Annotated in this window: 25 protein-coding genes and 1 pseudogene; 5 read left to right on the top strand and 21 right to left on the bottom strand. The window is 40.7% G+C overall.

What is annotated here, in order from left to right:
* Positions 1–222 precede the first annotated feature (222 nt).
* The 3 genes from AC5JMF_RS08675 (at position 223) to AC5JMF_RS08665 (ending at position 2,515) form a co-directional block, all read left to right on the top strand.
* Entirely contained in the window at positions 223–1,176 is a 954-nt protein-coding gene (locus AC5JMF_RS08675; protein ID WP_495795299.1) for a Sll0314/Alr1548 family TPR repeat-containing protein, read from the top strand.
* A gap of 419 nt (positions 1,177–1,595) precedes the next feature.
* Entirely contained in the window at positions 1,596–2,051 is a 456-nt protein-coding gene (locus tag AC5JMF_RS08670; protein ID WP_495795298.1) for a DUF3531 family protein, read from the top strand.
* Positions 2,052–2,059: 8 nt separating this feature from the next.
* Positions 2,060–2,515 carry an NUDIX hydrolase gene (locus AC5JMF_RS08665; protein ID WP_495795297.1) on the top strand — a complete coding sequence of 152 codons (456 nt, stop codon included), beginning with the start codon at positions 2,060–2,062 and terminating at the stop codon, positions 2,513–2,515.
* 211 nt (positions 2,516–2,726) lie between these two features.
* Here the strand turns inward: AC5JMF_RS08665 and AC5JMF_RS08660 are convergent, their stop codons facing one another.
* The 6 genes from AC5JMF_RS08660 to AC5JMF_RS08635 all read right to left on the bottom strand — a co-directional run bounded on the left by AC5JMF_RS08660 (position 2,727) and on the right by AC5JMF_RS08635 (position 9,399).
* On the bottom strand, positions 2,727–3,797 hold the full coding sequence (locus tag AC5JMF_RS08660) for an LOG family protein (protein ID WP_495795296.1): 1,071 nt from the start codon (positions 3,795–3,797) through the stop codon (positions 2,727–2,729).
* A gap of 530 nt (positions 3,798–4,327) precedes the next feature.
* Positions 4,328–4,651, bottom strand: a complete 324-nt coding sequence (gene trxA / locus AC5JMF_RS08655; protein ID WP_495795295.1) for a thioredoxin — start codon at positions 4,649–4,651, stop codon at positions 4,328–4,330.
* A gap of 281 nt (positions 4,652–4,932) precedes the next feature.
* Entirely contained in the window at positions 4,933–6,096 is a 1,164-nt protein-coding gene (locus tag AC5JMF_RS08650) for a GuaB3 family IMP dehydrogenase-related protein (protein WP_495795294.1), read from the bottom strand.
* Positions 6,097–6,373: 277 nt separating this feature from the next.
* Positions 6,374–6,901 carry a YdcF family protein gene (locus AC5JMF_RS08645; protein WP_495795321.1) on the bottom strand — a complete coding sequence of 176 codons (528 nt, stop codon included), beginning with the start codon at positions 6,899–6,901 and terminating at the stop codon, positions 6,374–6,376.
* Positions 6,902–7,480: 579 nt separating this feature from the next.
* Positions 7,481–8,203: an LAGLIDADG endonuclease gene (locus AC5JMF_RS08640; RefSeq protein ID WP_495795293.1), complete on the bottom strand. Its 723-nt coding sequence runs from the start codon at positions 8,201–8,203 to the stop codon at positions 7,481–7,483.
* Positions 8,204–8,301: 98 nt separating this feature from the next.
* Positions 8,302–9,399, bottom strand: coding sequence for a tocopherol cyclase family protein (locus AC5JMF_RS08635; protein ID WP_495795292.1), 1,098 nt, complete (start codon positions 9,397–9,399; stop codon positions 8,302–8,304).
* 29 nt (positions 9,400–9,428) lie between these two features.
* Between AC5JMF_RS08635 and AC5JMF_RS08630 the strand changes: the two genes are divergently transcribed.
* Entirely contained in the window at positions 9,429–10,010 is a 582-nt protein-coding gene (locus AC5JMF_RS08630) for a J domain-containing protein (protein WP_495795291.1), read from the top strand.
* Positions 10,011–10,062: 52 nt separating this feature from the next.
* Here the strand turns inward: AC5JMF_RS08630 and AC5JMF_RS08625 are convergent, their stop codons facing one another.
* The 12 genes from AC5JMF_RS08625 to AC5JMF_RS08570 all read right to left on the bottom strand — a co-directional run bounded on the left by AC5JMF_RS08625 (position 10,063) and on the right by AC5JMF_RS08570 (position 19,153).
* A complete protein-coding gene (locus AC5JMF_RS08625; protein WP_495795290.1) occupies positions 10,063–10,722 on the bottom strand; it encodes a Na(+)/H(+) antiporter subunit B in 660 nt (219 codons plus the stop codon).
* The gene (locus tag AC5JMF_RS08620) at positions 10,722–11,294 is read right to left on the bottom strand and encodes a DUF4040 domain-containing protein (protein WP_495795289.1); all 573 of its coding nucleotides are present in this window, start codon (positions 11,292–11,294) and stop codon (positions 10,722–10,724) included. The genes AC5JMF_RS08625 and AC5JMF_RS08620 overlap by 1 nt, the downstream gene beginning before the upstream one ends.
* Complete coding sequence (locus AC5JMF_RS08615; RefSeq protein WP_495795288.1) at positions 11,287–11,565, bottom strand: monovalent cation/H(+) antiporter subunit G; 279 nt, start codon at positions 11,563–11,565, stop codon at positions 11,287–11,289. The genes AC5JMF_RS08620 and AC5JMF_RS08615 overlap by 8 nt, the downstream gene beginning before the upstream one ends.
* A complete protein-coding gene (locus tag AC5JMF_RS08610; protein ID WP_495795287.1) occupies positions 11,562–11,819 on the bottom strand; it encodes a hypothetical protein in 258 nt (85 codons plus the stop codon). Before AC5JMF_RS08610 ends, AC5JMF_RS08615 begins: the two co-directional genes overlap by 4 nt.
* On the bottom strand, positions 11,816–12,205 hold the full coding sequence (locus tag AC5JMF_RS08605; RefSeq protein WP_495795286.1) for a Na+/H+ antiporter subunit E: 390 nt from the start codon (positions 12,203–12,205) through the stop codon (positions 11,816–11,818). Before AC5JMF_RS08605 ends, AC5JMF_RS08610 begins: the two co-directional genes overlap by 4 nt.
* Positions 12,202–13,629, bottom strand: a complete 1,428-nt coding sequence (locus AC5JMF_RS08600) for a cation:proton antiporter (protein WP_495795285.1) — start codon at positions 13,627–13,629, stop codon at positions 12,202–12,204. Before AC5JMF_RS08600 ends, AC5JMF_RS08605 begins: the two co-directional genes overlap by 4 nt.
* Entirely contained in the window at positions 13,626–13,970 is a 345-nt protein-coding gene (locus AC5JMF_RS08595) for a cation:proton antiporter subunit C (protein ID WP_495795284.1), read from the bottom strand. Before AC5JMF_RS08595 ends, AC5JMF_RS08600 begins: the two co-directional genes overlap by 4 nt.
* 575 nt (positions 13,971–14,545) lie before the next feature.
* Positions 14,546–15,373, bottom strand: coding sequence for a metallophosphoesterase (locus tag AC5JMF_RS08590; RefSeq protein WP_495795320.1), 828 nt, complete (start codon positions 15,371–15,373; stop codon positions 14,546–14,548).
* 258 nt (positions 15,374–15,631) lie between these two features.
* Complete coding sequence (locus AC5JMF_RS08585; RefSeq protein WP_495795283.1) at positions 15,632–16,465, bottom strand: metallophosphoesterase; 834 nt, start codon at positions 16,463–16,465, stop codon at positions 15,632–15,634.
* A gap of 253 nt (positions 16,466–16,718) precedes the next feature.
* The gene (locus tag AC5JMF_RS08580) at positions 16,719–17,015 is read right to left on the bottom strand and encodes a hypothetical protein (protein ID WP_495795282.1); all 297 of its coding nucleotides are present in this window, start codon (positions 17,013–17,015) and stop codon (positions 16,719–16,721) included.
* 150 nt (positions 17,016–17,165) lie between these two features.
* The gene (locus AC5JMF_RS08575) at positions 17,166–18,029 is read right to left on the bottom strand and encodes a polysaccharide deacetylase family protein (protein ID WP_495795281.1); all 864 of its coding nucleotides are present in this window, start codon (positions 18,027–18,029) and stop codon (positions 17,166–17,168) included.
* 128 nt (positions 18,030–18,157) lie between these two features.
* Positions 18,158–19,153 carry a 2-dehydropantoate 2-reductase gene (locus AC5JMF_RS08570; protein ID WP_495795280.1) on the bottom strand — a complete coding sequence of 332 codons (996 nt, stop codon included), beginning with the start codon at positions 19,151–19,153 and terminating at the stop codon, positions 18,158–18,160.
* 787 nt (positions 19,154–19,940) lie between these two features.
* Between AC5JMF_RS08570 and AC5JMF_RS08565 the strand changes: the two genes are divergently transcribed.
* On the top strand, positions 19,941–21,167 hold the full coding sequence (locus AC5JMF_RS08565; protein ID WP_495795279.1) for a glycosyltransferase family 4 protein: 1,227 nt from the start codon (positions 19,941–19,943) through the stop codon (positions 21,165–21,167).
* Between the two features lie 129 nt (positions 21,168–21,296).
* On the opposite strand, the gene AC5JMF_RS08560 is transcribed toward AC5JMF_RS08565, so the two are convergent.
* The 3 genes and pseudogenes from AC5JMF_RS08560 to AC5JMF_RS08550 all read right to left on the bottom strand — a co-directional run.
* Positions 21,297–21,437, bottom strand: a complete 141-nt coding sequence (locus tag AC5JMF_RS08560) for a hypothetical protein (protein ID WP_495795278.1) — start codon at positions 21,435–21,437, stop codon at positions 21,297–21,299.
* A 40-nt stretch (positions 21,438–21,477) separates the two neighbouring features.
* On the bottom strand, positions 21,478–22,347 hold the full coding sequence (locus AC5JMF_RS08555; RefSeq protein WP_495795277.1) for an N-acetylmuramoyl-L-alanine amidase: 870 nt from the start codon (positions 22,345–22,347) through the stop codon (positions 21,478–21,480).
* Positions 22,348–22,527: 180 nt separating this feature from the next.
* A pseudogene (locus AC5JMF_RS08550) lies at positions 22,528–22,769 on the bottom strand (hypothetical protein); the annotation flags it as partial.

The following is a 22,769-nucleotide window of genomic DNA, read 5'->3' as shown; positions in this document are numbered from 1 at the left end:
CAATGGCTACAACAAGCCTGGGAACCAAGAAAAACTACTGAAGTCACAAACAGGTAAAGGGGCAGCACTTCGACTTCTCTTGTCAAAGACGCTACGCGTAGCTAGCTTCCCAAAGGGTACGCTCAGTGAGTGGGGGCAGGGAGCAGGGGGAAGAACCCTATACATAAATGTATTAGCTTTGAAGTTACGACGATTTCAACCGCAATAATTCTGAGGGTGTCCATGATTCAACGATTTTTCCCTCCTCCATTAATATTGTCTACCAAACTTACTAGTTTGGCGAAGGTAGCTTTGGGAGTTGCGATCGCTCTCAATCTGTGCGTATATCCCTCCGTTGCTGGAGATCCTTTTCGTACTAGTGAACCTCACAAAATAGGCGATCAAACAGAAGCTGCTTTTAAAGCCATTTTTGAGATGGGTAACTATCCAGCAGCAGAAAGTTACCTGCAAAAAGCACTATCTGACGAACCAAATGAACCTTTAGCTCATGCCATCAAAGCATCTTTAGCATATAGCAATAAAGATTGGTCTGCATTAAATACCTACAGTCAAAAAACTTTAGAAACTGGAAAAAACCTGATTTCTAGCGATCCATTGCGTGGTCATTTATACACAGCTGTTGGCCATTTTTTAGAGGGAGCGGTCATCCTCACCCGTGAAGGTACAGTCAACGGAGCGCCGAAAGCTCTAAGTAAGCTACGGCAAGTTTATGAACATTTAGATAAAGCGGAAGCAATTTCCGCCAACGATCCAGAACTGAATTTACTCAAAGGTTATATGGATTTGATGTTGGCGGTTAATTTGCCTTTTGCTAGTCCAGATCAAGCAATTGAGCGATTAGAAAGAAATGCTGCTCCTCAATATCTTGTAGATCGGGGTATTGCTCTTGCCTACCGCGATTTAAAAAAATATTCGCAGGCACTAGAGTACGCCAACCGTGCTATAAAAACCACAGTCGATAATCCAGAAATTTATTATCTCAAAGCTCAAATCCTTAAAGAGCAAGGGAGAAAACAAAACGATCAACAACTAATTCAAGAAGCGATCGCAAATTTTGACAAAGCATTAACTAAAAAATCCCAACTACCAAGTCATCTGGTAAAACAAATTCAAGGCGAACGCAGCAGTGCTGTGAATCGATTAGCTGATCTTAGGAGTTCACCAACCTCGCCCTAGAAGGGCAAGGATTGGAATAACCAATTACAGCACTTTGCAAGTAAATGAAGTACACATCTTAACCCTTTTATGTCACTCTCGGAAAGTAATAATCAAAGCAAGATTCTGAAACTTTCATCCAATCTAGCTTTGAGCCTTTATTTTCTAACAGTAACTAAAATTTATAACCAAAAGCTTAAAACTAAAGCTCCAAAAGGCTTTCAGCGATAGGCTTCTCCCAAACTGACAAAACAGGGTTAATATGATAAATCTTGTGGGGTGGGCATCCTGCCCGCCCTTGTGTACTTCATTCAGATGAAATGTGCTGTATATGAGCGAGTCAGGGATGAGGAAGATCGGGGAGATATTGTCTTTGTGTCCCCGCGTCCTCTTCCCAATTCTCCTAAAATTTAAACAAAGTTAATTTTAATTGTAAGAAAATGTACATTCAGTTTCGTGAGTTTAATCCTTTTGATGTGTGGATTTGGCTGAAGTTCAGCACGATTCCTTCTGAACGTGAAAAGCAGTATATAGAAGAGGTTTTTAATTCTTGGTTTTATTTGGGTAAATTGGGTGCATTTAATGCAGAAAATATCCAAGTACAGGAGACAGGATTTGAGATTAGCTACATGAATTATGATGTACAAGGATATGATAAAAGCTTGTTGGCATTGATGCACAACATGGGTGAGTTTGAATATGAGGATGGGTGGGCGCGTTGTTGGTTTGATTTGGGTACTAGTGATGCGATCGCTTTAGATATTTTAATTAATGCTCTGACGCAACTTTCGCAAGAGTATGTCACCATTGAACAATTGTACATTGGTGGCGAAAATGAAAATTGGCCCGTCGAAGATAGCGACAGTCGCCTACATTCAATTTACGACGATAATTAATTACAAAAATGAATAAATCGGGTGAAATTAGGGTGATAGCCTTGGGATTAATTCGCGATCGCAATGGTTTAGCTAATGCCAAAGGCGATCGCATATTTGTTTCTGAAGGCTACGACCCAGTCAAGCAAGATGTATTTTATCGCGCTTTGGGTGGTGGTGTGGAGTTTGGCGAAACCAGCCGCGTAGCTTTAGAGAGAGAATTTCAAGAAGAAATTCAAGCAGAATTAATCAATATTCGTTATCTAGGTTGTATAGAGAACCTGTTCACTTTTAACGGTAGACAAGGACATGAAATTATTCAGCTTTATCAATGTGATTTTGCTGAACCAAAGTTTTATCAACTAGAAAGCTTAATTTTTTCGGAATCAGAGAATCATAAACATAGGGCACTGTGGATAGAGATTGATCGCTTCAAATCTGGAGAACTAAGATTAGTACCAGAGGTATTTTTTGAATATTTATAAACTTGCTATAGCAAGGCTAAATAGTAGATGCGATTGCGCGAAACAAAAAAATATTTATGCAAGAGGTCTATTGAATATGTGCAGAACTAAAAAAAGCTAGAGTAAGGTTATTGCTGCGCTTTTTATATTGGTTTCGCTAACCCTACCTAAACTTCGTTATAGGTAGGGACTGCGCTCAACATTTTTGTTCAATTGTGGGAAAGTACGTCAATTACTTCCTTTCTGGATGTGCTGCGGCTTCAGATGAAGGAATACCCGTTTGGTTAATTGCTGCAATCATCTGATACAAGCGTCCCAAATCGCGTTGATTAAAGTATAAAATCAGACGAGGTAGCCCAACGCTCTCGTCTTGGGCTTCTTGGGGTAATGCCTGACTTTTCTCAATCCGTCCTTTAACGAGAATGTCGCTAAAATCGGTATTTAGTTGCTCTACCTCAGAATCTGATAAATCTTTTGTCAGGCGGATAACCAATTGCTCACCAACATAACGACTTGAGTGGTATACCTTGTAAAAACCAGTAATGGCATCACAAGCAACATCTAAATTGTCTGTCACCGTGTAAAGACTGGGATCTTCGGGACTAACAAGACCTTTTTGCACTAACTGTTGATTGATATACTCACTCCAAGACAGCCAGTAGTCGCCACCAGGATGATCGATTAAAACCAAAGGCACAGGGCCAAACTTACCCGTCTGGCTTAATGTCATGCACTCAAATGCTTCATCTTGTGTACCAAAACCACCCGGAAACAAAGCTACAGCGTCACTTTCTTTAAGGAGAAACAGTTTACGGGTAAAGAAATATTTAAAGTGAATTAGCTTAGGATCACCCTCTATAATTGGGTTGGCTTGCTGTTCAAAAGGCAACTGAATATTTAAACCAAAAGAATTTTCCCTACCAGCACCTTCGTGGCCTGCTTGCATAATTCCACCACCACCGCCTGTCATCACCATAAATCCCAACTGAGAAACAGCGCGACCAAATTGAAGGGCCATGCGATATTCAGGTGTATCCGACGCTAGACGAGCAGAACCGAAAATAGTAACTTTGCGGACGTGTCGGTAGGCATGAAAGAGCTGAAAACCTCGCTCCATGTCTGCTAAAGATGCTGACAAGATCTTCCAATCGAGACGATCAATCTCGCTATCAGCAAGACGCACTATGGTGGCGAGTGCCTGTTTGATAAACTGCCGATTTTTTAAATTCGGCAAGTGTTCAATCAATTCAGCGATATCCGCCTGGAGAGCCTCTAATGTGTCAAACGACGCAGATGTGGTCATGAGAACTGCCGGAACAATGGCATTACATTTTACCTAAATTTAGTTGCAATTTACTAACAGCTTTGCAGACTCATGATTTATATAAACTTAGGGTAATTACTTAATTATTAAAATTTATTTGCTACTTTAACTACCCCAAATTTCGTTTGGTCGAGTGGATTTCGCCCTTGAATACAGCATTGCCACGCCCTACTGAACTGACACAGGTAAAATAGTGCATTGGATTTGTGGTTTAAGAAGGCGCTGTTCGCGGAGTATTACCGCAGGGTAGCGCAACTAATAAGAACCTTTTCTATTGCAATATTTTAGTTTTGTCAGTCCACTAGAGTGCGAAATCGTTCTTAATACAAAGCAACTAAATTGATTGATGGAGTTGTTAAGTTGGAATTTACACAAAGGGTTAGCCCTATTGAAAACTGCAAAAAGTTTTACAAAGGCGCGAAGTTCGCGCCTCTTGGACTTGTTTACAAATATTCACCGAAATCTAGAGTAAATTAATAACTCAAGAGTGTTTAATTACCAATTGAGTTTTACAGATGCTTTTCCAGAGTGTTAGCTAATGTAGTTTTAGGCACGGCACCCACTACCATATCAACTTTTTGTCCATCTTTAAAAATCATGAGCGTGGGAATACTACGGATACCGTACTTACTGGCAACACTAGGATTCTCATCAGTGTTGACTTTCACAACTTTTAATTTCCCTTCATATTGAATGGAAATTTCATCTACAACCGGAGCTACCATCCGGCAGGGGCCACACCAGGGTGCCCAAAAATCAACTAGAACGGGTACATCGCTTCCGAGTACTTCTTGATCAAAAGTAGAATCCGTAACTTGTGCGGCTGCTGACATGCCTAAAACCTTCGCCAATTCTATCTGAGTTTCGTGAAAATTCTACCATAGCAAAAACGCCAGCTTGGAATTAGAAGGTGTACATTTACAAAGAAACAGAATTTATTTACAAACATAAGGAACCGCCCGAACAGTAGTCCGGGCGGAGTGTGGTGTGAGGAGTGAACGGAAACATGCGTCTCCGCTACTTCTATTGTAGGCGACATATGTGAATTTTCCAGCGATTGTTTAAGGGGCTGGAAAATTTCTTTGGGAATGGGGAACTCAAGGCCCCCGCTCCCTCATTTCCCCATGCCTAGCTGTTGAGCTTTTTGGTAAACTTTGCCTTCGGTCAAGAGAGAGGGAGCAATCACAACTTCAACTTGTTGCATTTCTTTAATGTTTTTGGCTCCCAAAGTACCCATGCTGGTCTTTAAGGCTCCTAAAAGATTGTGAGTGCCATCATCTAACCCTGCTGGGCCGATGAGTATCTGCTCTAAGGTACCTGTGGTAGCAACGCGAATGCGGGTGCCACGTGGCAGTACAGGGCTGGGTGTTGCCATGCCCCAATGATAACCTCGTCCTGGGGCTTGGGTGGCTCTAGCGAAGGGAGAACCAATCATTACTCCATCAGCACCGCAAGCGATGCATTTGCAAATATCGCCGCCTGTGATTAAACCGCCGTCAGCAATCACCGGGATGTAGTTACCAGTTTCCTGATAGTAATCATCTCGTGCGGCGGCACAATCAGCGATCGCACTCGCCTGTGGCACACCTACCCCCAACACACCACGAGAGGTACAAGCCGCACCAGGGCCAATTCCCACTAGTACCGCCGCCGCCCCTGCCTTCATCAGATTCAAAGTAACTTCATAAGTCACGCAATTCCCCAACACTACGGGAATAGGCATAGAACGACAAAATTCTGCCAAATCGAGGGGTACTAGAGACTCTGGTGAGAGGTGCGCTGTAGAAACTACCGTTGCTTGTACAAAAAATAAATCTGCCCCAGTTTTGGCTACTACCTCACCATATTTACTTGCACCTGCTGGGGTAGCACTTACCGCCGCAATACCGCCTTGCTGTTTAATTTCCTGAATACGTTGCTCAATTAATTCCTGTTTTATTGGTTCGGCATAGAGTTCTTGCATGAGAGCGACAAATTCGTCTTTCCCTACAGAGGCAATCCGATCTAAAATCGGGTCTGGCTCAGCATAGCGAGTTTGGATACCCTCTAGGTTGAGGACGCCCAATGCTCCTAACTGCGATAAACGTACAGCCATCCGCACATCTACGACACCATCCATCGCACTAGCAATAATTGGAATTTCTCGCTCAATATTACCAATTTGCCACTTAGTATCGGCCAAACTCGGATCGAGCGTTCTTTTACCAGGGACTAGTGCAATTTCATCTATTCCGTAGGCTCTACGAGCTGTTTTTCCCCGCCCAAGTTGAATGTCCACGCTTTAACTTTTCTCAATTCTGTTTAAGCTAGGGTATCAAATTGTCGGGGAATTTGGAGCGGTTTTTTGCCACAAACTACGGAGGTTACAGAGTACTTAGTAGGAGATGGGAAGAGAAAAAATTGTTAATCGGTTTATGCACCTTCTTCGTTTAGAGTTCCTATCGGGGAGATTTATCTAAAAATATCGTTTAATTTCTCGTTTCTAGTTTAGCGATCGCGATTAATTATTTAAATTTGCTAAATTTAGGCAACTCAGTTTTCCCTGTTCCCTCTCATTATTTATTTTTATCTTCATTTACACCAGTGTAACCAGTTGCTAGCCAAAGTATTGCTCTTGCTCCATCACGGATAGATTTTTCGATTGGTTCAGCTGAAGCCCCAGAAGGTACTGATATGGGTTTGAATTCAATACCCCGGCTACCCAAAATAATCTCACCAATAACACAAGCCCGACGCATATGGTAGTCAGAAGTAATCAAATAAATGCTCTTGATGCCGCGAGATTGTAAATCATCTACTAGCGTCGTAAAATTAGTCACAGTGTCTACTGCTTCATAATCCAAGTGTAAACGTTTGGGATCAACGCCAGCTTTAGCAAACACTTGTTTGGTGAATTTTTGTGGGCTACCACCAGTAATCCAAATTGGTATATTTGGATGTTTACGAGCGAGTTCGGCTGTAAACTTTTCTCGCTCTAAACGTTTTGTTGAACCGCCCAATACTAACATCGCTTGCGGCTGGACAAAATGGTTATGTAGTTCTTTGTACCCCCACCACACCAAAAACGGTAAGGCAATAGCCATCAACCGCAAAGATTTATTTTTAAATAACAGCTTATTCAAGGCTCGATAACAATTAATTGAATTAGATTGGTATTTCTTATTGCTAGAAGAAAAACAACAATAGAGTAGCAAACTTTTACAGAATCTACTCAAATCCAAATTAAATTTCGCTGCAACGCGCTTAAGCTAGTCGCCGCAAACACTTACTGAGATTCTGATGCAATATCCTAACGTATAGAGGATAATCCATCAAACTTTTTTAACTGCTTGATTTTTTATACAGCTAAAAGGGGTTTAAAAACCCCATCCCTCAAGAATTGCTTGTTTTGTGCTGGGCTTTAAATATCCATCACAAAGCGTAATTACGAATTACGCACTTCGCAGCGTAAAGCCTTCTCCTAAAGGAGACGCTAAGGGCGAATGGCATAGCTTCGCTTAGAGCGAGGTACGAGCGTCATTACGAATTACGAATTATTTACCCGACGGGACTGGCCAGATTCGAACCGGCGACCTAGCGCTTCAGATTTGTGTGAGTTTCCCCACTCTCTGGACTATACCTTCACCATAGGCTGCTAACCTTTAGGTGGTGGCCGTTATGTTTTAAGAGATTTTTATTTTGTAGAGCATACTGTCCTGGATATAAGGACTGATGAATGAAAAAAATCTTTTCCCTTCTTGAGTCCCCATTCGTAAACGATAACAATCCCTACTTTTATTTAATCCCCACTTAAATCCCCATACTTCAGAAAAATAAGAGATGATCACCTCATTTTCTTCCTTGGATATGTAAGTATTTAGGGTGATTTCAAGAGCATGGATTTTACTGTTTTTTTTCTTGAAGGATTTAGAGCCATTATCCATGAACCATATAGCTATTCCATGCGGTGTTAATAAGTTAAGGAACTTTCTAGTTATGGTTTTAGTTCCTGCCTTATACAGCTTCTTAACTAACACTCTTGTCATGGGAATCAACTTAGGATCTATGCGAATCAAGCTATAGCCTTCATTTGTATTCCATTGTCGGGCATTCACTGGCTTTCCTGTTATTTGTTCTAGAAGATTTTTTTTAAAAAAAAGATAATCTTCTTGTTTAGATGAATGTTGGATAAAAAAGTTTTTTTCACTTCTTTTTCCATCACCTAATAACATTCCCGCTAAAATGCCTCTTTGCTCTACTTTTGATAAGACATGATAGTCTATCTTGCTTTTCTCCTTAAAACCAGTCTCTGCACCTTCTCTACCAAAACTAGGTAGAGCTTGGCTCAAGATTACCTTATCTTTTAGCAGACTTAGGCTTCCTTGAATTTGACCACATTCACTCATAAGGTTTCCCTTATAGTGCCCGATTATTCAGGAGGCGCTCGCTCTATCCAGCTGAGCTACAGCCCCATAAAAGTGCTACGTATAGGATTATAGCAGTTTTAGTGGGACTGCCAAGAGTTGTCCCATGGGCCGCCGCCTATTTCTAATCCACAGAGAAAACTTTGTGCTTTCAGGATTATTTTAGATTTCTTTGGACTTAGTTCTCGCAACTCCAAATTTAACTTTCCTTGCATGGTGTCTCGACAACAGAATGCTAAGCCGTTTACTGTTGGCGCACGCAGGGGTGTACCTGGTAGGTGCGTCGCTCCTGTCAACTCGATTTCGTAGTCTAGGTTGCGAGCGCGCATTTGCCATCTACCCCAAGGCTGAATTTCCCATTCTACTTGCGAATTCCAGGGAACGAATTCATAGAATTTACCTTGGTAGTGCAAGCCAATCATGGCGACTGATTCCATCCACCACAGTACACCACGTCTACCGCCACCAGCGGTTAATGCTAAGGCTGGTTCATTCTCAAAGGCATTACAATTTAGCCAAAACCATTTTTGAGGAAAAGCGCCACCCCAGTTTTTTTCGCTGTAAGCTGGGGCATTGATGAATTCGTAAATTTTGCCATTCCAGTTTATTTGGCCGCTAGCTAAGCCGTGAGCCATCAAAATTTGCCATCCTGGCTCAAAAATCGGTAAAAACGATAGCCAACCAGCAGTTGATTGTTGCATACTATCTTGATTGCCCCAACCGTATATTGGTTGAATTTCATACTGCCAACGGCAATAATTACCAGTAGTGCGATCGCTAATTATTCCTTGATTTAAAGTAGCTGTTGCTTGATAACCCTCTTGCACATGACGCTCAAACTCTGCGGGTAACAAGTAGAAAGGGGGGACATCTAAGTCGGCTTGGCCCCAATGACCCAAACCTAGAACATCTTTACTACCCCAAAACTTGGTGACATCAGGAAAAGTACGACATAAATATTCATCATTAGGGCCGAGAATTTGGGCCGCACCACCACTGTAGGGTTTACCACCGATGGGGTCTTCAATCGAGTACATGAAAGCAAATGTTTGCTGAATTTCTGGTATAATGACGCGATAATACCAACCTTCAAAAAAGCGACGACTACTACCATCCCAGTGGTAGCCGCTATGTGGCGTTTGGGTCAACTGAAGAAGATTTCCAGGAAAAGTTAACATAGATTTACACAGTTGCTTATTTCTTCAGTATGCGCGATCGCCTCGATATCAATCATGCTTATGAAATTCTTGGACTAAAACCTGGTGCATCGTCAGCAGAAGTTAAACGAGCGTACCGTAAATTAGTTAAAATTTGGCATCCTGATCGCTTTTTTGATGAGCAGCAAAAACGGGAAGCCGAAGAAAAAATTAAAACAATTAATATCGCTTATAACCAAATCAAATCTGAAGAACCAACTTCGCCAAATCCACCGCCGCGTGCAGATTCCCCAAAAGTATCCGTCAATCGTTGGGATGCCGAAACCTTTTATAATTGGGGAGTAGAGGATGTCAGTGAAGGCAGATACCAAGAAGCGATCGCCAATTTCACAAAAGCGATTCGTCTCAACCCTCGCTATATTGACGCCTACAAATATCGTGGGTTAGTTTGCTCTCAACTAGGATACGAACATCGAGCGACTTCAGATTTAGAAAAAGCCGCACAGCTAGAACAAAATGTTACTTACGCATACTCTCCACGGTCAAGACCATCAAGACATGCATCAAGACCTCAACCGCTTGTACAGAGGTTGTGTCAAAAAATCAAAAATTTTCTCCGGTTACATCGGTGAGAATGGGGAGTGGGGAGTGGGGAGTGGGGAAGAAATATTTTCCTTAGACCTATCACAACAACCCACGATAACGAATAAAAATCAAAATTACTGCCCATGATCCCAACGCAACTTTGACAGCGACAAGGATATTAAGCAGAGGCACAACCCCGCCACTAAAAAGTGTGCCCAATTCCCCGTGGGGTAATTCCATACCAGCCAGAGTAATCACCGACAAGACAATGAAAATAAGCACCGAAATCTTTTCCCATACCGCAGCGTGCCAACGTTGATAAATTCCCTGCATCCACTCTGGTGATGAGGTAATCGCCACAAGACCAATAGCCGTTCCACCAGCCACCCCAGCCGCAAAACCACCACCCGGACTCAGATGTCCGCGAATTGCCAACTCGATACCCACCAATGCGGTAATTGTCGCCCCTAAACGCGCCAAAACAATCGATGGCTGATCTTTGAACTGATAAATCGCACAAGAGGGTCTTTCATTTGCTAGCAGAAAATTGGCACCCAAGATGGCAATTGTAAACACCACCACTTCAAAAATAGTATCGTACAAACGATTTCTGAAAATGATACCTGAAACCGCATTAGGCACTCCACTATCTTCCACTACTGCTTTGACAATCGAGACTGCAAAGTCTGGTGCTGGGTTGGGAATGACGAGCATTTTGACATATAGTGCTATACCTGCTAAAATATATAACCATTTCATCAGTGTTTCTCCCCTGAGTCTGGTGTATTGACATATGTTATGGTTGTCCCTGGTGAGGAAAGTTCCTTGTGGATAATCTCATAGATGCGTTGCACCCTAATAGAAGTATAATATGGTTGCTTTTCATACCCAGCTTGATCGGTGTGTTGCGATCGCGCACAAGTTGCATGAACTTCTTTTTCCATCAGCGCTCGATGCAAAGCTTGGGCATTTGTATAGCTGACTAATTCCAGGCGCATGTGGCGTTTGCTGAAGATGGTTCGCAAGTCATCTATGAGTTGCTCAAAATGGTTCTTATCATCAGATTCAATCGATGTGTCTTCGAGTATGCCTAGACGCATTACTAGCGATGAGCGCACCGCAACCGCATAGAGAGTAATTGCGAGCATCGTCCCTACCAATGCCTCAGTTAAAGCAACATCTGCCGCTCCTAAAACTGAATATACCAATGCTGCTACCGCTCCCAGGATGCCACGAATTACCAAAGCGTGGTATGGATTCGCTTGGAGTACCAACATTGATGCAGCCAATGGTAGCAAAGCAATAATTACATATATATAGCTATCAATCATCGCTATCTCCGCTACTGGAACAGTATGCCAACACATATCCCAGCATCGTATTCCAGATAGCTAGGGAGATAATAGCCAGGATTAGTAACGGCCATTCGCTGGGGATCTTCAGAAGTAATCCGAAGATGATACTCATCGAGCCGAGTGTATCTGCAACCGAAAGACTATGCAGTTTGAATAATAGCGATCGCTTACCAAGGAGGTGAGAAGTTCCCCAAAACCAGAAAAAGATTCCTACACCAATGCAGGTATAGCTAAGCAGGTTGATCATATTTCACTCATTCGTTTCAATACATGTGCCAACAGCATTAATGCCGCATTCCCCACACTCAGGATAATGACCCCAACAACACCGATCATCCAATCATCACGCAAGACAGATACCACCAGAATCATGACTGATGTCTTAGTTGCAATACTCGAAAAGGCTAACATCTTCTGCCAGGTATCATCATCCTTCCATGCCTCGTAGATGGGAATGAGTAGGGCTAGAATCATTGCAATCAGTACCAGATTTAGGTTCATGCCTTTTTCCTCCGTCGAACCCGGTGTACTTCGTACCAGCCATCCTCGTTGTATTTCAAGACAATAGTTTTTGGTGTAAAGGTAATCAGAAATATATCCAAGAATATAAGTCCGGGTGTCCGTCGTGGTTTGACTCTCTCGATGGTGATATCTTCTTCGTTATGCGGACGGAAGATAATTTCAAATGCCTCGATATACGCCTGCGGAATGGCCACGATGATCTCAGCCAACGCCCGTAGCCAATCCCTTAATACTCCTGTGGCTTTGTGTTTGTGGGGTAATAGCAGTGCAATCGTAATACCGATGATGATATTTGCCACACTCAGGTTAGCGGTGAGCAGAAACCAAATCACCAGTCGTAATATCAGATTCAGGTACCCAATCATGGAAATACCATCCAGAAGAGTAGGATCAACATTAGACTCATCACACCAATCAGATGCTCAAATTGCTCAAGCAGACGCGGTAACTTAAGTATTGTTTTCTGAAAAATCACCAGATACGCCAACCAGCCAACGCCAATGATTGCCAGTGGTTTGATGATATTGGCAACAGTATAGGCATCGAAATACACAACATTTGCGGCAATCAGTCCACCAATCAACAAAATTACAGGTGGCCAAAAACCAGGACGTATATCTGTTTGTCCTCCACGCGGCAGAAAGATGAATTTGGCAAACGATATAGCAGTTCCTAAAGCCGCAATATTCATGGCAATCACTTGCCAGGGCAATAAATTCTTTGTCGTCAACACCTTCGCCCCAAAGCCGGATAACATAGGAAAGCCCGATATTGAGAAACTGGCCATAACGAGGGCTATCCACACAGGTGTACTGATTGGTTTGTGTTGCAATTCCTGAAAGTTGCGGCTAGGTAAAGCTCCAGATATGAGAAAGAGTGCCGATTTGACCAAACCGTGTGTCAGTGCATAAAAGCCCCCAACTACGGGTGCAGCGAGGATAAAGCCTAACTGTGAAACCGTGTGAAACGCCAGCATCCGCTTAGTATCTTTTTCAAAGACGGCGTAGAACACTCCCAAAAGTGCAGTGCCAACTCCGAAGATTCTGATGATGGGATCAATTTCATCCAAAGTCAAAGCGCAACGTACCAACGGATAGACGCCAGCTTTGACCACAACTCCCGACAGCATGGCCGACACTGGCGTTTCCGATTCGGAGTGAGTCAACGGTAGCCATAACCCCGATACAAAGATGCCTCCCTTTACCAAGAGTCCCAAAAATATCAAGGCGAGTGCTTCTGGAGGCGCACCGCGCAAACTAGCAAATCCAAACGAGTGATTTGCCTTATACGCCAGCACCGCGCCTACCAAATAAAACAGCATCGCCACATTACTGACAAAAAGATAGCGCAAAGCAACCCAAATTGAGCGATCGCTTCGAGGATAGGCAATCAACAAAAACGCCGCAATCCCGCTCACCTCTAGCGCTACGTATAAACTGATAAAGTCTGAACAGACAAACGCGGCGTTAATACTGCCATGCAAAATGATCGTCTGTGCATAAAAAAAAGCCGTCTTACCAGTTTGCCAACAGTAAAGGATGACTGCGGCCGTTACTAACGCATTGGTTAAGATAAAGTAGCCGCTTAACTGGTCAATGACTAATGTGACACCGAAATTATCCAGGAGTTGCAGTGTCAGCGGTGCTTGTTCGGTAAATAGCAGCAAAGCGTAGACGCCAGAAGCAACAGCCATCCCCATTGCCAGGTAGCGATCCAATTTCGGAATGAGATAAATCAGGAACCCCACAAAAAACGGGAGTCCAATCCAAGCAATCGAAATGGTATTCATGGCGTATTATTCTTCTCGATTTCGTTGCTTTCCAAAGTCGGATTATCCCGTGAAAGTTTCATCACACCGACCAGCATCAAAGCTTGAATCGAAAAGCCGATCACAATGGCTGTCAGTATGACCGCCTGGGGAACAGGATCAGAGTAAATGCCATCTTTGACACTGGCAAGATCAGAAACAATGGGTGTAAATAAGCCATCTCTTGAGGCAATCAGTACGTAATAGGCGATGACCCCTGTACTCATGACATCCATAGAGATGATTTTCATCACCAGGTTCTTTTTGAGGATGATGCCAAAAAATCCGCACAGTATTGTTGCGAATATGCAAGCTTCTAACACAGGAATTTTTTGTGGGGTAAGGAGCGATCGTATAAGAAGTATTCTTGCACTGATCTTTTACGAAGTTCTATCTTATTTTCAATAGAGGAGCATTGATGTAACTCTATATAAGGCTCTCCAGTCCCCAGTCTTAAGAAAAATTTCCAAATTGTTGCGATAAATTAATGCTATTCAAGTTTGGTAAATATGTTGTGTTGCTGAACAAACATGGTGCTAGATTAAAAGCAAGGTACAAAAAGGTTAAGAGTTAAACCAAAACCTTCAAATTAGAGCCTGTGCCTCCTGCTCTAATAGTATAGCGATCGCTCCTGGTATTGTGGCATCCTTTGAATGTGTTTTCGCCTTGAGTTAATTAAGTTGTTTGGAGGTTTTTAAACGCACAGCCAGAAATGCCTGCCTAGTTGGAATTAAGGATGTGCAATTCTCAGTAGATAGATTGCGAGTACTGTCCACCTTAGTTGAGTTAGTTACTTCTGAATTCTTCAATCTTCCTTAATCATTGCCTCTTTGAGAAACCGCCCCAAACTACTGATACGTATCCATCGTAGTTTGCGGCGGTTTCTGGCGTGAGTTGTTTAAATTATAGTAATTACAGTCACTTCCGGTGGACAAAATAGTCGTCCTGGTCGATATGTTCCTAGACCCCGATTTACATACAATTGATTTTTTTCGACTTGATGAAATCCTTGTGCCCATTCCCAATATCGCACGACTTTAGTGCAGTCTCCTAGTAAAAGCGGTACCCAACGCCGTAGTTTTTTCGGAATTAGTTTCAGCAGCTTTTTATAGTAAAAAACCACAGGCCCAAAACCCGGAATAACAATATGGCCACCGTGAGTATGACCAGATAGTTGTAGGTCTACTCGCCATTGTGCGAGTATTTTGGCTGTATCTGGGTTATGGGATAAAACGATGCGAGGTATAGCAGGGTCTAATTGATTCAAAATTGGTGCGGGATTAAATTCTCGTGACCAATAATCAGCTAATCCTATTAGTGGTAATTCTTGGCCTAGTGGATAAGCAATTTCATTCCAAAGTACATGCACACCAATACTATTTAATGCCGTTGTCACCTCTTTTTGAGAATGACTGTAGTATATATCATGGTTGCCAAGAACAGCATAAATCCCACAGTGGCTTTGCAGATGTTTAAGTCTCAATACTAGTTGATGAATTGGCGTCGGGTCATCAGTTACATAGTCACCAGTTAAGAGAATTAAATCTGGTTCAGCTTCGTTAGTAATTGCGATCGCTTCCTCTAACATTGCTTCTGATAACCTTAAACCATCATAGTGAAAATCTGACAACTGTACTAGTTTTTTACCTTGTAAAGATGCTGGAAGTTCTGCAATCTTAACCGTTAATTTATCAACTCTTAAACGTCCCGTAAACAACCAGTGCATAGCGTAACCGATACTCCTCATACCAGCGCTTACAGCTTACCAAAAATCAAAATGTATCTTAAAGGGTTGCAATAATTTCTGTCATAAACTTTCAAGAAATACAGGGAGTGGGGGAAGAAAGTGTTTGTTTTATTTGTAGGGGGTGACGCGCCGCCTATGCGGCTACTCTCAAGGAGACAGATAATTAATAAAAAATTCAAAATTATGAATTACGCGCTTCGCAGCGATAGCAAGGTACGAGCGTCCGAAGGAGCGTCATTACGAATTACGTTGTAGCGTGATTACGGTAACTTCTGGACGACAAAATAAGCGTCCTGGAAGATAAGTACCCAAACCACGATTGGTATACAACTGATTTGTTCCTAGCCGATGTAAACCTTGTGACCACTCCCAATGTCTAACCGCAGCGAATGACCGTCGTAAACATGGTATCCGACAGCGTACTTTTAAAGGTATTTTTTGCACTATTTTTTTGTAATACATCACCACTGGGCCAATTCCAGGAATGACAATTTGACCCCCATGAGTATGACCAGATAATTGCAAATCTACTCGCCATGCTTGTAGTATCTCCGCAGTATCTGGATTATGAGATAAAACAATGCAGGGTTTAGCAGAGTCTAGTTGATTCATTACCGAACCAGGATTGAATTCTTTTGAACAATATTCAGCTAGTCCGACAAGTGGTAATTCTTTTCCTAGAGGATAGGCGATTTCGTTCCAAAGAACATGAACTCCAATACTAGTCAAAGCGGCCGTAATTTCGGGTTTTGAATTTGGGTAACGGATATCATGATTACCAAGAACAGCATAGATACCATAGCGACTTTGCAGATATTTAAGTCTTAATACTAGTTGATGAATTGGTGCGGGATTTGCGGTTACGTAGTCGCCGGTCAATAAAACTAAATCTGGTTTAGCTTGGTTGCTAACTGCGATCGCTTGTTCTAACATTTCTTCTGATAGTCGCAAACCATCATAGTGAAAGTCTGACATCTGCACCAGTTTCTTACCTTGTAATGATGCAGGCAAACCTGCAATCTTAACCGTCAATCTCTGTGTACTCAACGGCCCAGATAATAACCAGTGCATAACACGCTCGATAAAACTTAATATTAGCGCTTACAGCTTAACGAAAAATCATCTAATTGGATGTAGCAGCTGAAAGAATTTAGGGAAAATTTTAGGAAAATTGGAGGTTTTAATGTGTTGTACAAACCAGCTATAAGGTCAATCGACCAATAGGAAAGCAGAAACGACTGTTAGGGCTAACCAGGGTATAAGTATAAGCCCCACTCAAAATTTGCTAGTATTTTGAGTGGGACTATATTTAACACTACTAAAATTATTTTACAAGCCGATATTCTTCTGCATGACCCTGATAAACAAACCAAGTTGATATTGGGGTTCCACCCTCTCTAGGTTGAAGCGGTTTTTCAAAAGTGACTTTCCAATGATCGCCACCATAATAATTTGCACTTTTAGAATCACGAGAACCGCGATCAACACCAGAGACAAAAAATAAATCACCTGCTTTAGCTACGTATGTTAGATCAGATTTTTTCAAGTCTTTTACCTGTTTTGGTGCTTGCTTAAAAGTAGTATCGCCCACATCTTCTTTAATTCTTAAAATGTTTGACATTGATGCATCTCCTTTAATTAGCTGTTTCAAGCATGAAGTTTACTTGATTTGTAATTATGATATCTTACTGAGTTATAAATGTTACGTTTAATGCCAGCCGTTACGCTAAACTTCTTTATGGGCAATCAGTTTTCTCTATATTCCCTTTTATTAGCATTTTTCTTTATTCTTTTTCCAATCAACTTTTTCCACTATTTCAATTAGCTGTTTAGTTGATTTTTGACGGTTTACCATTAACCGAGGAATTTCATAGTTATTTTTTAAGCAGCCATAATTTACTATTTCATCGTTGTATAAATAGCTCGACAAATAATATTTGGATGTGTAGTTTTTTACTTGTTTATTATATGCTCCATATGGATAAGCAAAATGAGCAGCAACTTTGTCATCTGGATCTAAATCATGAGTACATTTTCTCAGTTGACTTCTCGATTGTAAGAGTTCATTAACTAATTGATAACGAGAGAGTTTCGTTAAATCTTCATGATTTAAGCCATGGGATTGAATATCATAAAACCCTTTTCGTAAACCTTCTCTCAACTCTCGACATCCTAAGTGAGTTGAAGCAATGCTTTTTGAAGTAGCTAAAGTACCTGGATTGATAAATAAAACGACTTTTACTTTTTTACCATATTTCTTTTGCAGTTTAGATAAAATAGGAAAAAAACTTGTATGTATTGTTTTATATCCATCATCAAAAGAAATCATAATTGGTTTTTGATTTCTATGCTTTGTAGGAATTTTTCGAGATTTGTTTAAGAAAAAATCATATAAATCTTGAGTGGTTAAAAACCAGTAGTTATGAGTAATAAAATATTCTAAAAGTTTTTCTATATCTTGTTTGGGATAATCCATCTCTCCTTGGGGCGATCGCAACATATTATTTTTACTATCAATAATTCCATGAAAACCCAAAACAGGTATGATCGGTTCAGGATGTTGAAAAGTTATCATTGGGAAAAAAATAATCAACGCTAAAATCAAACTGAAGGGAAAAGTTTTGGGCGATCGCATTTTCAAAGCACTCTACAACCTTTTTGTTTACTAAACTTCTATCGCTAAATTTACCTACAAGTAATGAAGAAACATAAATCTTAGTTCTCACGACAAAATTTTTATTAATCATTACCTAAAAATAAGGGCTAGATATTGACTAGCTTTGTTTCTAATAGCTTAACGCTGGCATAGATAGCATCAATATAGGGTGTGGGTAATGAAGTCAGTTTTCCTAGTTCTACCACTGCCCCAACGATCGCGTCTATTTCTGTTGGGCGTCCAGCTTCGATATCTTGTAGCATGGAAGTCTTATGGGCACCGACTTTTTGTGCCCCATTAATTCGCTGTTCTAAGGTGATACCAAAATCGATACCCAATTTCTCAGCAATGGCTTGGGCTTCCATCATCATGTGTCGCGCCAATTCGCGGGTAAGGGGATACTGACAAATCCGTTCTAGAGTAGCACCAGTCAGGGCGCTAATTGGGTTAAAAGCTAGATTTCCCCACAGCTTAATCCAAATTTCAGTGCGAATTTGATTGCGGATTGGTGCTTTGAATCCTGCTTGTTTAAGAATTTGTGCTAACAACTGGATGCGTTCTGTTTTTACCCCGTCAATTTCACCCAAAGTGAGGCGATCGCCTTCAATGTGCTTAATAACACTTGGTTCTATAATCTCAGTAGCTGGGTAAACAACACAACCAATCACTCGCTCAGCACCAATGTTAGCCTCAATTATCCCATCTGGATCAACAGCTTGAATGCGTGTGCCTGCATACTCACCACCATGCTTGCGGAAGTACCACCAAGGAATCCCATTTTGGGCTGTCAGCACCATTGTGTGAGCATCATAGAGAGAAGGTAGAGAGGGAGCGATCGCCAAAACACTGTGAGCCTTAACAGTTAAAATGACTACATCTTGTACCCCTGCTTCTCCTATATCGTTAGTTGCCAATGTCGGCATAGCAATTTTGCTGGAACCGTCTGCCATCAATAGTCTCAGTCCATGTTTTTGAATTGCTGCTAAATGCGAACCACGGGCAATCAGCGTTACTGCTTCACCTGCTAGTGCTAACTTTGCCCCCAAATAACCACCAATCGCACCTGCACCAACAATACAAATTTTCATTTTGTTATTTGTCATGGTAAAACCAAGTTTGTCACTGACATTATCATGACCCAGCCCTTTTGGGGTGGAATTTTGGGTTATATGGATAATTTTCGTTTTTTGTAATTATTTTGACTGAATTTTCAAATACTGTTGCGATAATCTTCAAGACACAGGGAAAAAGTTTTAGTCATTTATCCTAGAGGCAATGCTCAAGCATTTGCTAGTAAAGTACTAGTATTTATTCAACAATTCTGCATTTACCACTCATCATCTTCAATCAATTATATGGAGTGGCAACTTTTTGACCAGTATTATTAAGTAATTTAAATTACTGCGTTCGCCCTACGGATTACTTGTGTAATAATTTTACATGAACTAAGGCAAATGTTAAACGCAGGAAGAGAAGATTTTCCTTAATATTAATCTTGATATTTGCAGATTTATCTTCTTGCTAACTTCTGCAATAAGTTCATCATACGCAAACACTTTTTGGCATTTTGGCACAATCACACATAAAATTCACGATAACCTATTAGAAGTAGCTCAATTTTCCTTGCGATCGCAATAACAAGAAATAATTTCTACAATCTAGCTAAAAGTAATCACTTGTAGCTATTATTCATCTTGTTAATAAGTTTTTTTAATACTAGAAAATCAATAATAAGGCTTTTTAAATTTTAGTAAATAAAATAAAAAATTAATCCAATAAACATCTTGAATAGTCACAAAATTAAATAAAATATTAAGAGGGTGCTTGAAAGCTTTGATAATTTTATGAGCTAGTTAAAAGTTATTCGATACATAATTATCTCAAGTTATTATGGAACATATTTCTCAACTGACAGCAACAATCAGAGAGAAAACAGCATACCCAGATATTCTGGTTATATCTCGGATATTTTTGCCGAAAGGGGCTGTAATTGGGGAATATATTTATAGCCGCTGCCTCCAAGATCCCGAACGAGTTATTGTACTGACAGCTGGTTGTGCAGGAGATAAATTATTTGATGAAGTGCAAAAGTTTCCTGTATATCGTTGGCCACACTCTAGATATTTGTTAAGTAGCTTGGTGGGTAATATATTCCAACCTTTCCTCAATATAGTATGGTCATTTGTGCTAGCAATTAGACTCTATCTCCGCTATCACTATCGTTATATTGAGTGGGGTCATGGCTATGATTTTCCTGCTTTATTACTATTAAGCTATTTGCTGCCTATCCGTTTTTTTATTTATTTGCACGGGAACGACATTGTTTGTGCTTTAAGCAATCCCATACTGCGATCGCTATTTAAATTAACACTTCATAGAGCTGAAGGAATTGTTTGTAATAGTTCTTATACTCAAGATTACCTTAGAGCAGTTTTCCGTTTAAATACTCCAACTCACGTAATTAACCCAGTAGTTAGACCAGAAAAATTTGGCACTACAATAAATCAAAACCATCTTGATGATTTGCGTCACCGCGTCCGCCAAGCTTATAATATTCCTGAAACAGCAATAGTGATTCTTTCAGTAGGAAAATTAGTCAAGCATAAAAGTTTCGATCAATTAATAGACAACATCCCTTTATTACTGACTTTTGGTGTAGATGTTCACTATATAATTTGTGGACAAGGGCCTTGTGAATTGGAATTAAAATCGCGGGCGCATCGCTTGCGAGTAGACAAGCGAGTACACTTTGCTGGATATGTACCAGAATCTGAACTAGCCGGCTACTATACAGCTTGTGATATATTCGCCATGCTGACTTTGTTAAATACCAAAGCTAAGAATATTGATGATTTTGGCATCGTTTACTTAGAAGCAAGTTACTTTGGTAAACCAGTAATTGCTTCTCGCGTAGGCAGTGTTTTAGATGCAGTTCGGCACGAAGAAAATGGCATACTTGTTAATCCCAATTCAGGCTATGAAGTTTTTCAAGCATTCAATCGATTATGCAAAGATAAACAATTACGTGAGCAACTTGGCCGCAGAGGTAAAGAATTAGCTAAACGCAAAACCCTGCATCGTTCATTATATAAACCAGAATCTTGCCCGCTCAAGTAATAAGCTGTTGCGCTTTTAATTTGCATGGTTCAAACGGGTAATGAGCAACCACCATAATATGAGCGATTTTACACCCAGTCCCCAATCCCTATTTTTAAGGCAGGTCTAATAGACTTCTTGCAAAAATACTTAAACCGTCAGAGACTCAAGTCTCTGCCTAATAGCAAAAGTCCGTTGAAACGGACTAAAAATACTGTTATTAGTCGGTTGAAACCGACTTGAGTTATCGGCCAGAAAATTTATTTTCCGGCGAGTATCCGACTTTTGCAAGAGGTCTAATGATTAAAAACCGCTGAAATTTTGAAATTGATTATTTCCTTAAAATACTCATTGGTTTAATCTTGCGATAAGTATTAAGTAAATCCAGGAACTTATTAAAGTCAAAATTTATTGGATCAACTTTTTGACCAGAACGGTCTACTTTTTGATGAGTGGTAATGCGTTCTTCAGGAATTTGGCTTTGAGCAATTAACCAAGCCAAAGAATTATATTGAGCTTCTGTATAGCCGCTATGAGTTTGTGGACTGGTATTCCCATAACTGTCTGGCGGTGTTTCCAAAGAAACGTGATAAGCAAAATTATTTACAGATGGCGGTAAATCTGGATTAGTTTTGACAGTTTCTAAGCCATCAGGGCCATCAAACACAGAGTTAGCTGCTCCAAAAGCCCGCTTTTCTGGTGGTACTAAATAAACAACCGTTCCGTCTATCTTGACTAGAGTATGATAACTGGCTTGAACATCTTGATCATCATGCGGTGCTTGAAAAAAATTAATCGCGCTAGAAGCAGAATAGCTAGTTTCATGAAGTACTATGATTGGTTGATTATTAAGAGGTACGCCGTTAATATCTTGAAAATAACGTTCTCCATAGTTGCTTGGATGAACCGAGGTAATTTCATAATTAGGTCTGTATTGTGCAAAAGCTTGAGTTGTTTTATACCTTGCTAAAACCTGGCTTGTTGGACTTGGAGATTGAGTCACCCTTGGAGTTTTGCTCTTTTTATCTTGTGTTGGTTGCAATTGTGTTTGGGGATATGGACTCCAATCTGTAATATCTGAGTTTGATGCAGTTGGATTGTTTTGTAGTTGTGCTGCTTTACCGAGAAATAGCACCAAAATTAGAGCAGCGAACATCAGAGAAATAATCATTACTCTGGTCGCCCAGTCTGTAAACTTCATATTTTTAATACTAGTAAAATAGTTAAAATTAATCTTGATATGCTAATTTTACTGAAAAATAGGTTACTAGTATACTGAAAACGAAGATTTACAACTGATATCTGCAATAATCGCACCTGTAAAGGCCAGGACGATAAAGATACAGAATTTAAGGTTGATTGTTGTAGGCGATCGCCTTTTCTAATTTGATTCTATATCAGGTTCAATACCAAGCGAGCGCAATTGTGCTACCAAACGTTCAGTGCGTTGTCTTTCTTGTTCAGCGCGTTGCTTTTCTAGTTCAGTTCGTTGTCTTTCTTGTTCAACAGGAGTCAACACCCAGTTACCCGCCTGATTATACCAACGTAACCAAGAATGTTCTATATCCTGATAGCGCCCTTGCCACACACCCAAACCTAATTCTAATTCTGGTATCCAAAAGC

The organism is Desmonostoc vinosum, from assembly GCF_059505385.1.
The sequence above is the reverse complement of the archived record's forward strand: the minus strand, read 5'-3'. Positions and strand labels throughout refer to the sequence as shown.

What these genes read in the sequence shown, in the direction of transcription:
- AC5JMF_RS08675 (WP_495795299.1), top strand. Translation starts at nt 223, where the DNA reads ATGATTCAACGATTTTTCCCTCCTCCATTAATATTGTCTACCAAACTT.
- AC5JMF_RS08670 (WP_495795298.1), top strand. Translation starts at nt 1,596, where the DNA reads ATGTACATTCAGTTTCGTGAGTTTAATCCTTTTGATGTGTGGATTTGG.
- AC5JMF_RS08665 (WP_495795297.1), top strand. Translation starts at nt 2,060, where the DNA reads ATGAATAAATCGGGTGAAATTAGGGTGATAGCCTTGGGATTAATTCGC.
- AC5JMF_RS08660 (WP_495795296.1), bottom strand. Translation starts at nt 3,797, where the DNA reads ATGACCACATCTGCGTCGTTTGACACATTAGAGGCTCTCCAGGCGGAT.
- trxA (WP_495795295.1), bottom strand. Translation starts at nt 4,651, where the DNA reads ATGTCAGCAGCCGCACAAGTTACGGATTCTACTTTTGATCAAGAAGTA.
- AC5JMF_RS08645 (WP_495795321.1), bottom strand. Translation starts at nt 6,901, where the DNA reads ATGGCTATTGCCTTACCGTTTTTGGTGTGGTGGGGGTACAAAGAACTA.
- AC5JMF_RS08640 (WP_495795293.1), bottom strand. Translation starts at nt 8,203, where the DNA reads ATGAGTGAATGTGGTCAAATTCAAGGAAGCCTAAGTCTGCTAAAAGAT.
- AC5JMF_RS08635 (WP_495795292.1), bottom strand. Translation starts at nt 9,399, where the DNA reads ATGTTAACTTTTCCTGGAAATCTTCTTCAGTTGACCCAAACGCCACAT.
- AC5JMF_RS08630 (WP_495795291.1), top strand. Translation starts at nt 9,429, where the DNA reads ATGCGCGATCGCCTCGATATCAATCATGCTTATGAAATTCTTGGACTA.
- AC5JMF_RS08625 (WP_495795290.1), bottom strand. Translation starts at nt 10,722, where the DNA reads ATGAAATGGTTATATATTTTAGCAGGTATAGCACTATATGTCAAAATG.
- AC5JMF_RS08620 (WP_495795289.1), bottom strand. Translation starts at nt 11,294, where the DNA reads ATGATTGATAGCTATATATATGTAATTATTGCTTTGCTACCATTGGCT.
- AC5JMF_RS08615 (WP_495795288.1), bottom strand. Translation starts at nt 11,565, where the DNA reads ATGATCAACCTGCTTAGCTATACCTGCATTGGTGTAGGAATCTTTTTC.
- AC5JMF_RS08610 (WP_495795287.1), bottom strand. Translation starts at nt 11,819, where the DNA reads ATGAACCTAAATCTGGTACTGATTGCAATGATTCTAGCCCTACTCATT.
- AC5JMF_RS08605 (WP_495795286.1), bottom strand. Translation starts at nt 12,205, where the DNA reads ATGATTGGGTACCTGAATCTGATATTACGACTGGTGATTTGGTTTCTG.
- AC5JMF_RS08600 (WP_495795285.1), bottom strand. Translation starts at nt 13,629, where the DNA reads ATGAATACCATTTCGATTGCTTGGATTGGACTCCCGTTTTTTGTGGGG.
- AC5JMF_RS08590 (WP_495795320.1), bottom strand. Translation starts at nt 15,373, where the DNA reads ATGCACTGGTTGTTTACGGGACGTTTAAGAGTTGATAAATTAACGGTT.
- AC5JMF_RS08585 (WP_495795283.1), bottom strand. Translation starts at nt 16,465, where the DNA reads ATGCACTGGTTATTATCTGGGCCGTTGAGTACACAGAGATTGACGGTT.
- AC5JMF_RS08580 (WP_495795282.1), bottom strand. Translation starts at nt 17,015, where the DNA reads ATGTCAAACATTTTAAGAATTAAAGAAGATGTGGGCGATACTACTTTT.
- AC5JMF_RS08575 (WP_495795281.1), bottom strand. Translation starts at nt 18,029, where the DNA reads ATGCGATCGCCCAAAACTTTTCCCTTCAGTTTGATTTTAGCGTTGATT.
- AC5JMF_RS08570 (WP_495795280.1), bottom strand. Translation starts at nt 19,153, where the DNA reads ATGACAAATAACAAAATGAAAATTTGTATTGTTGGTGCAGGTGCGATT.
- AC5JMF_RS08565 (WP_495795279.1), top strand. Translation starts at nt 19,941, where the DNA reads ATGGAACATATTTCTCAACTGACAGCAACAATCAGAGAGAAAACAGCA.
- AC5JMF_RS08555 (WP_495795277.1), bottom strand. Translation starts at nt 22,347, where the DNA reads ATGAAGTTTACAGACTGGGCGACCAGAGTAATGATTATTTCTCTGATG.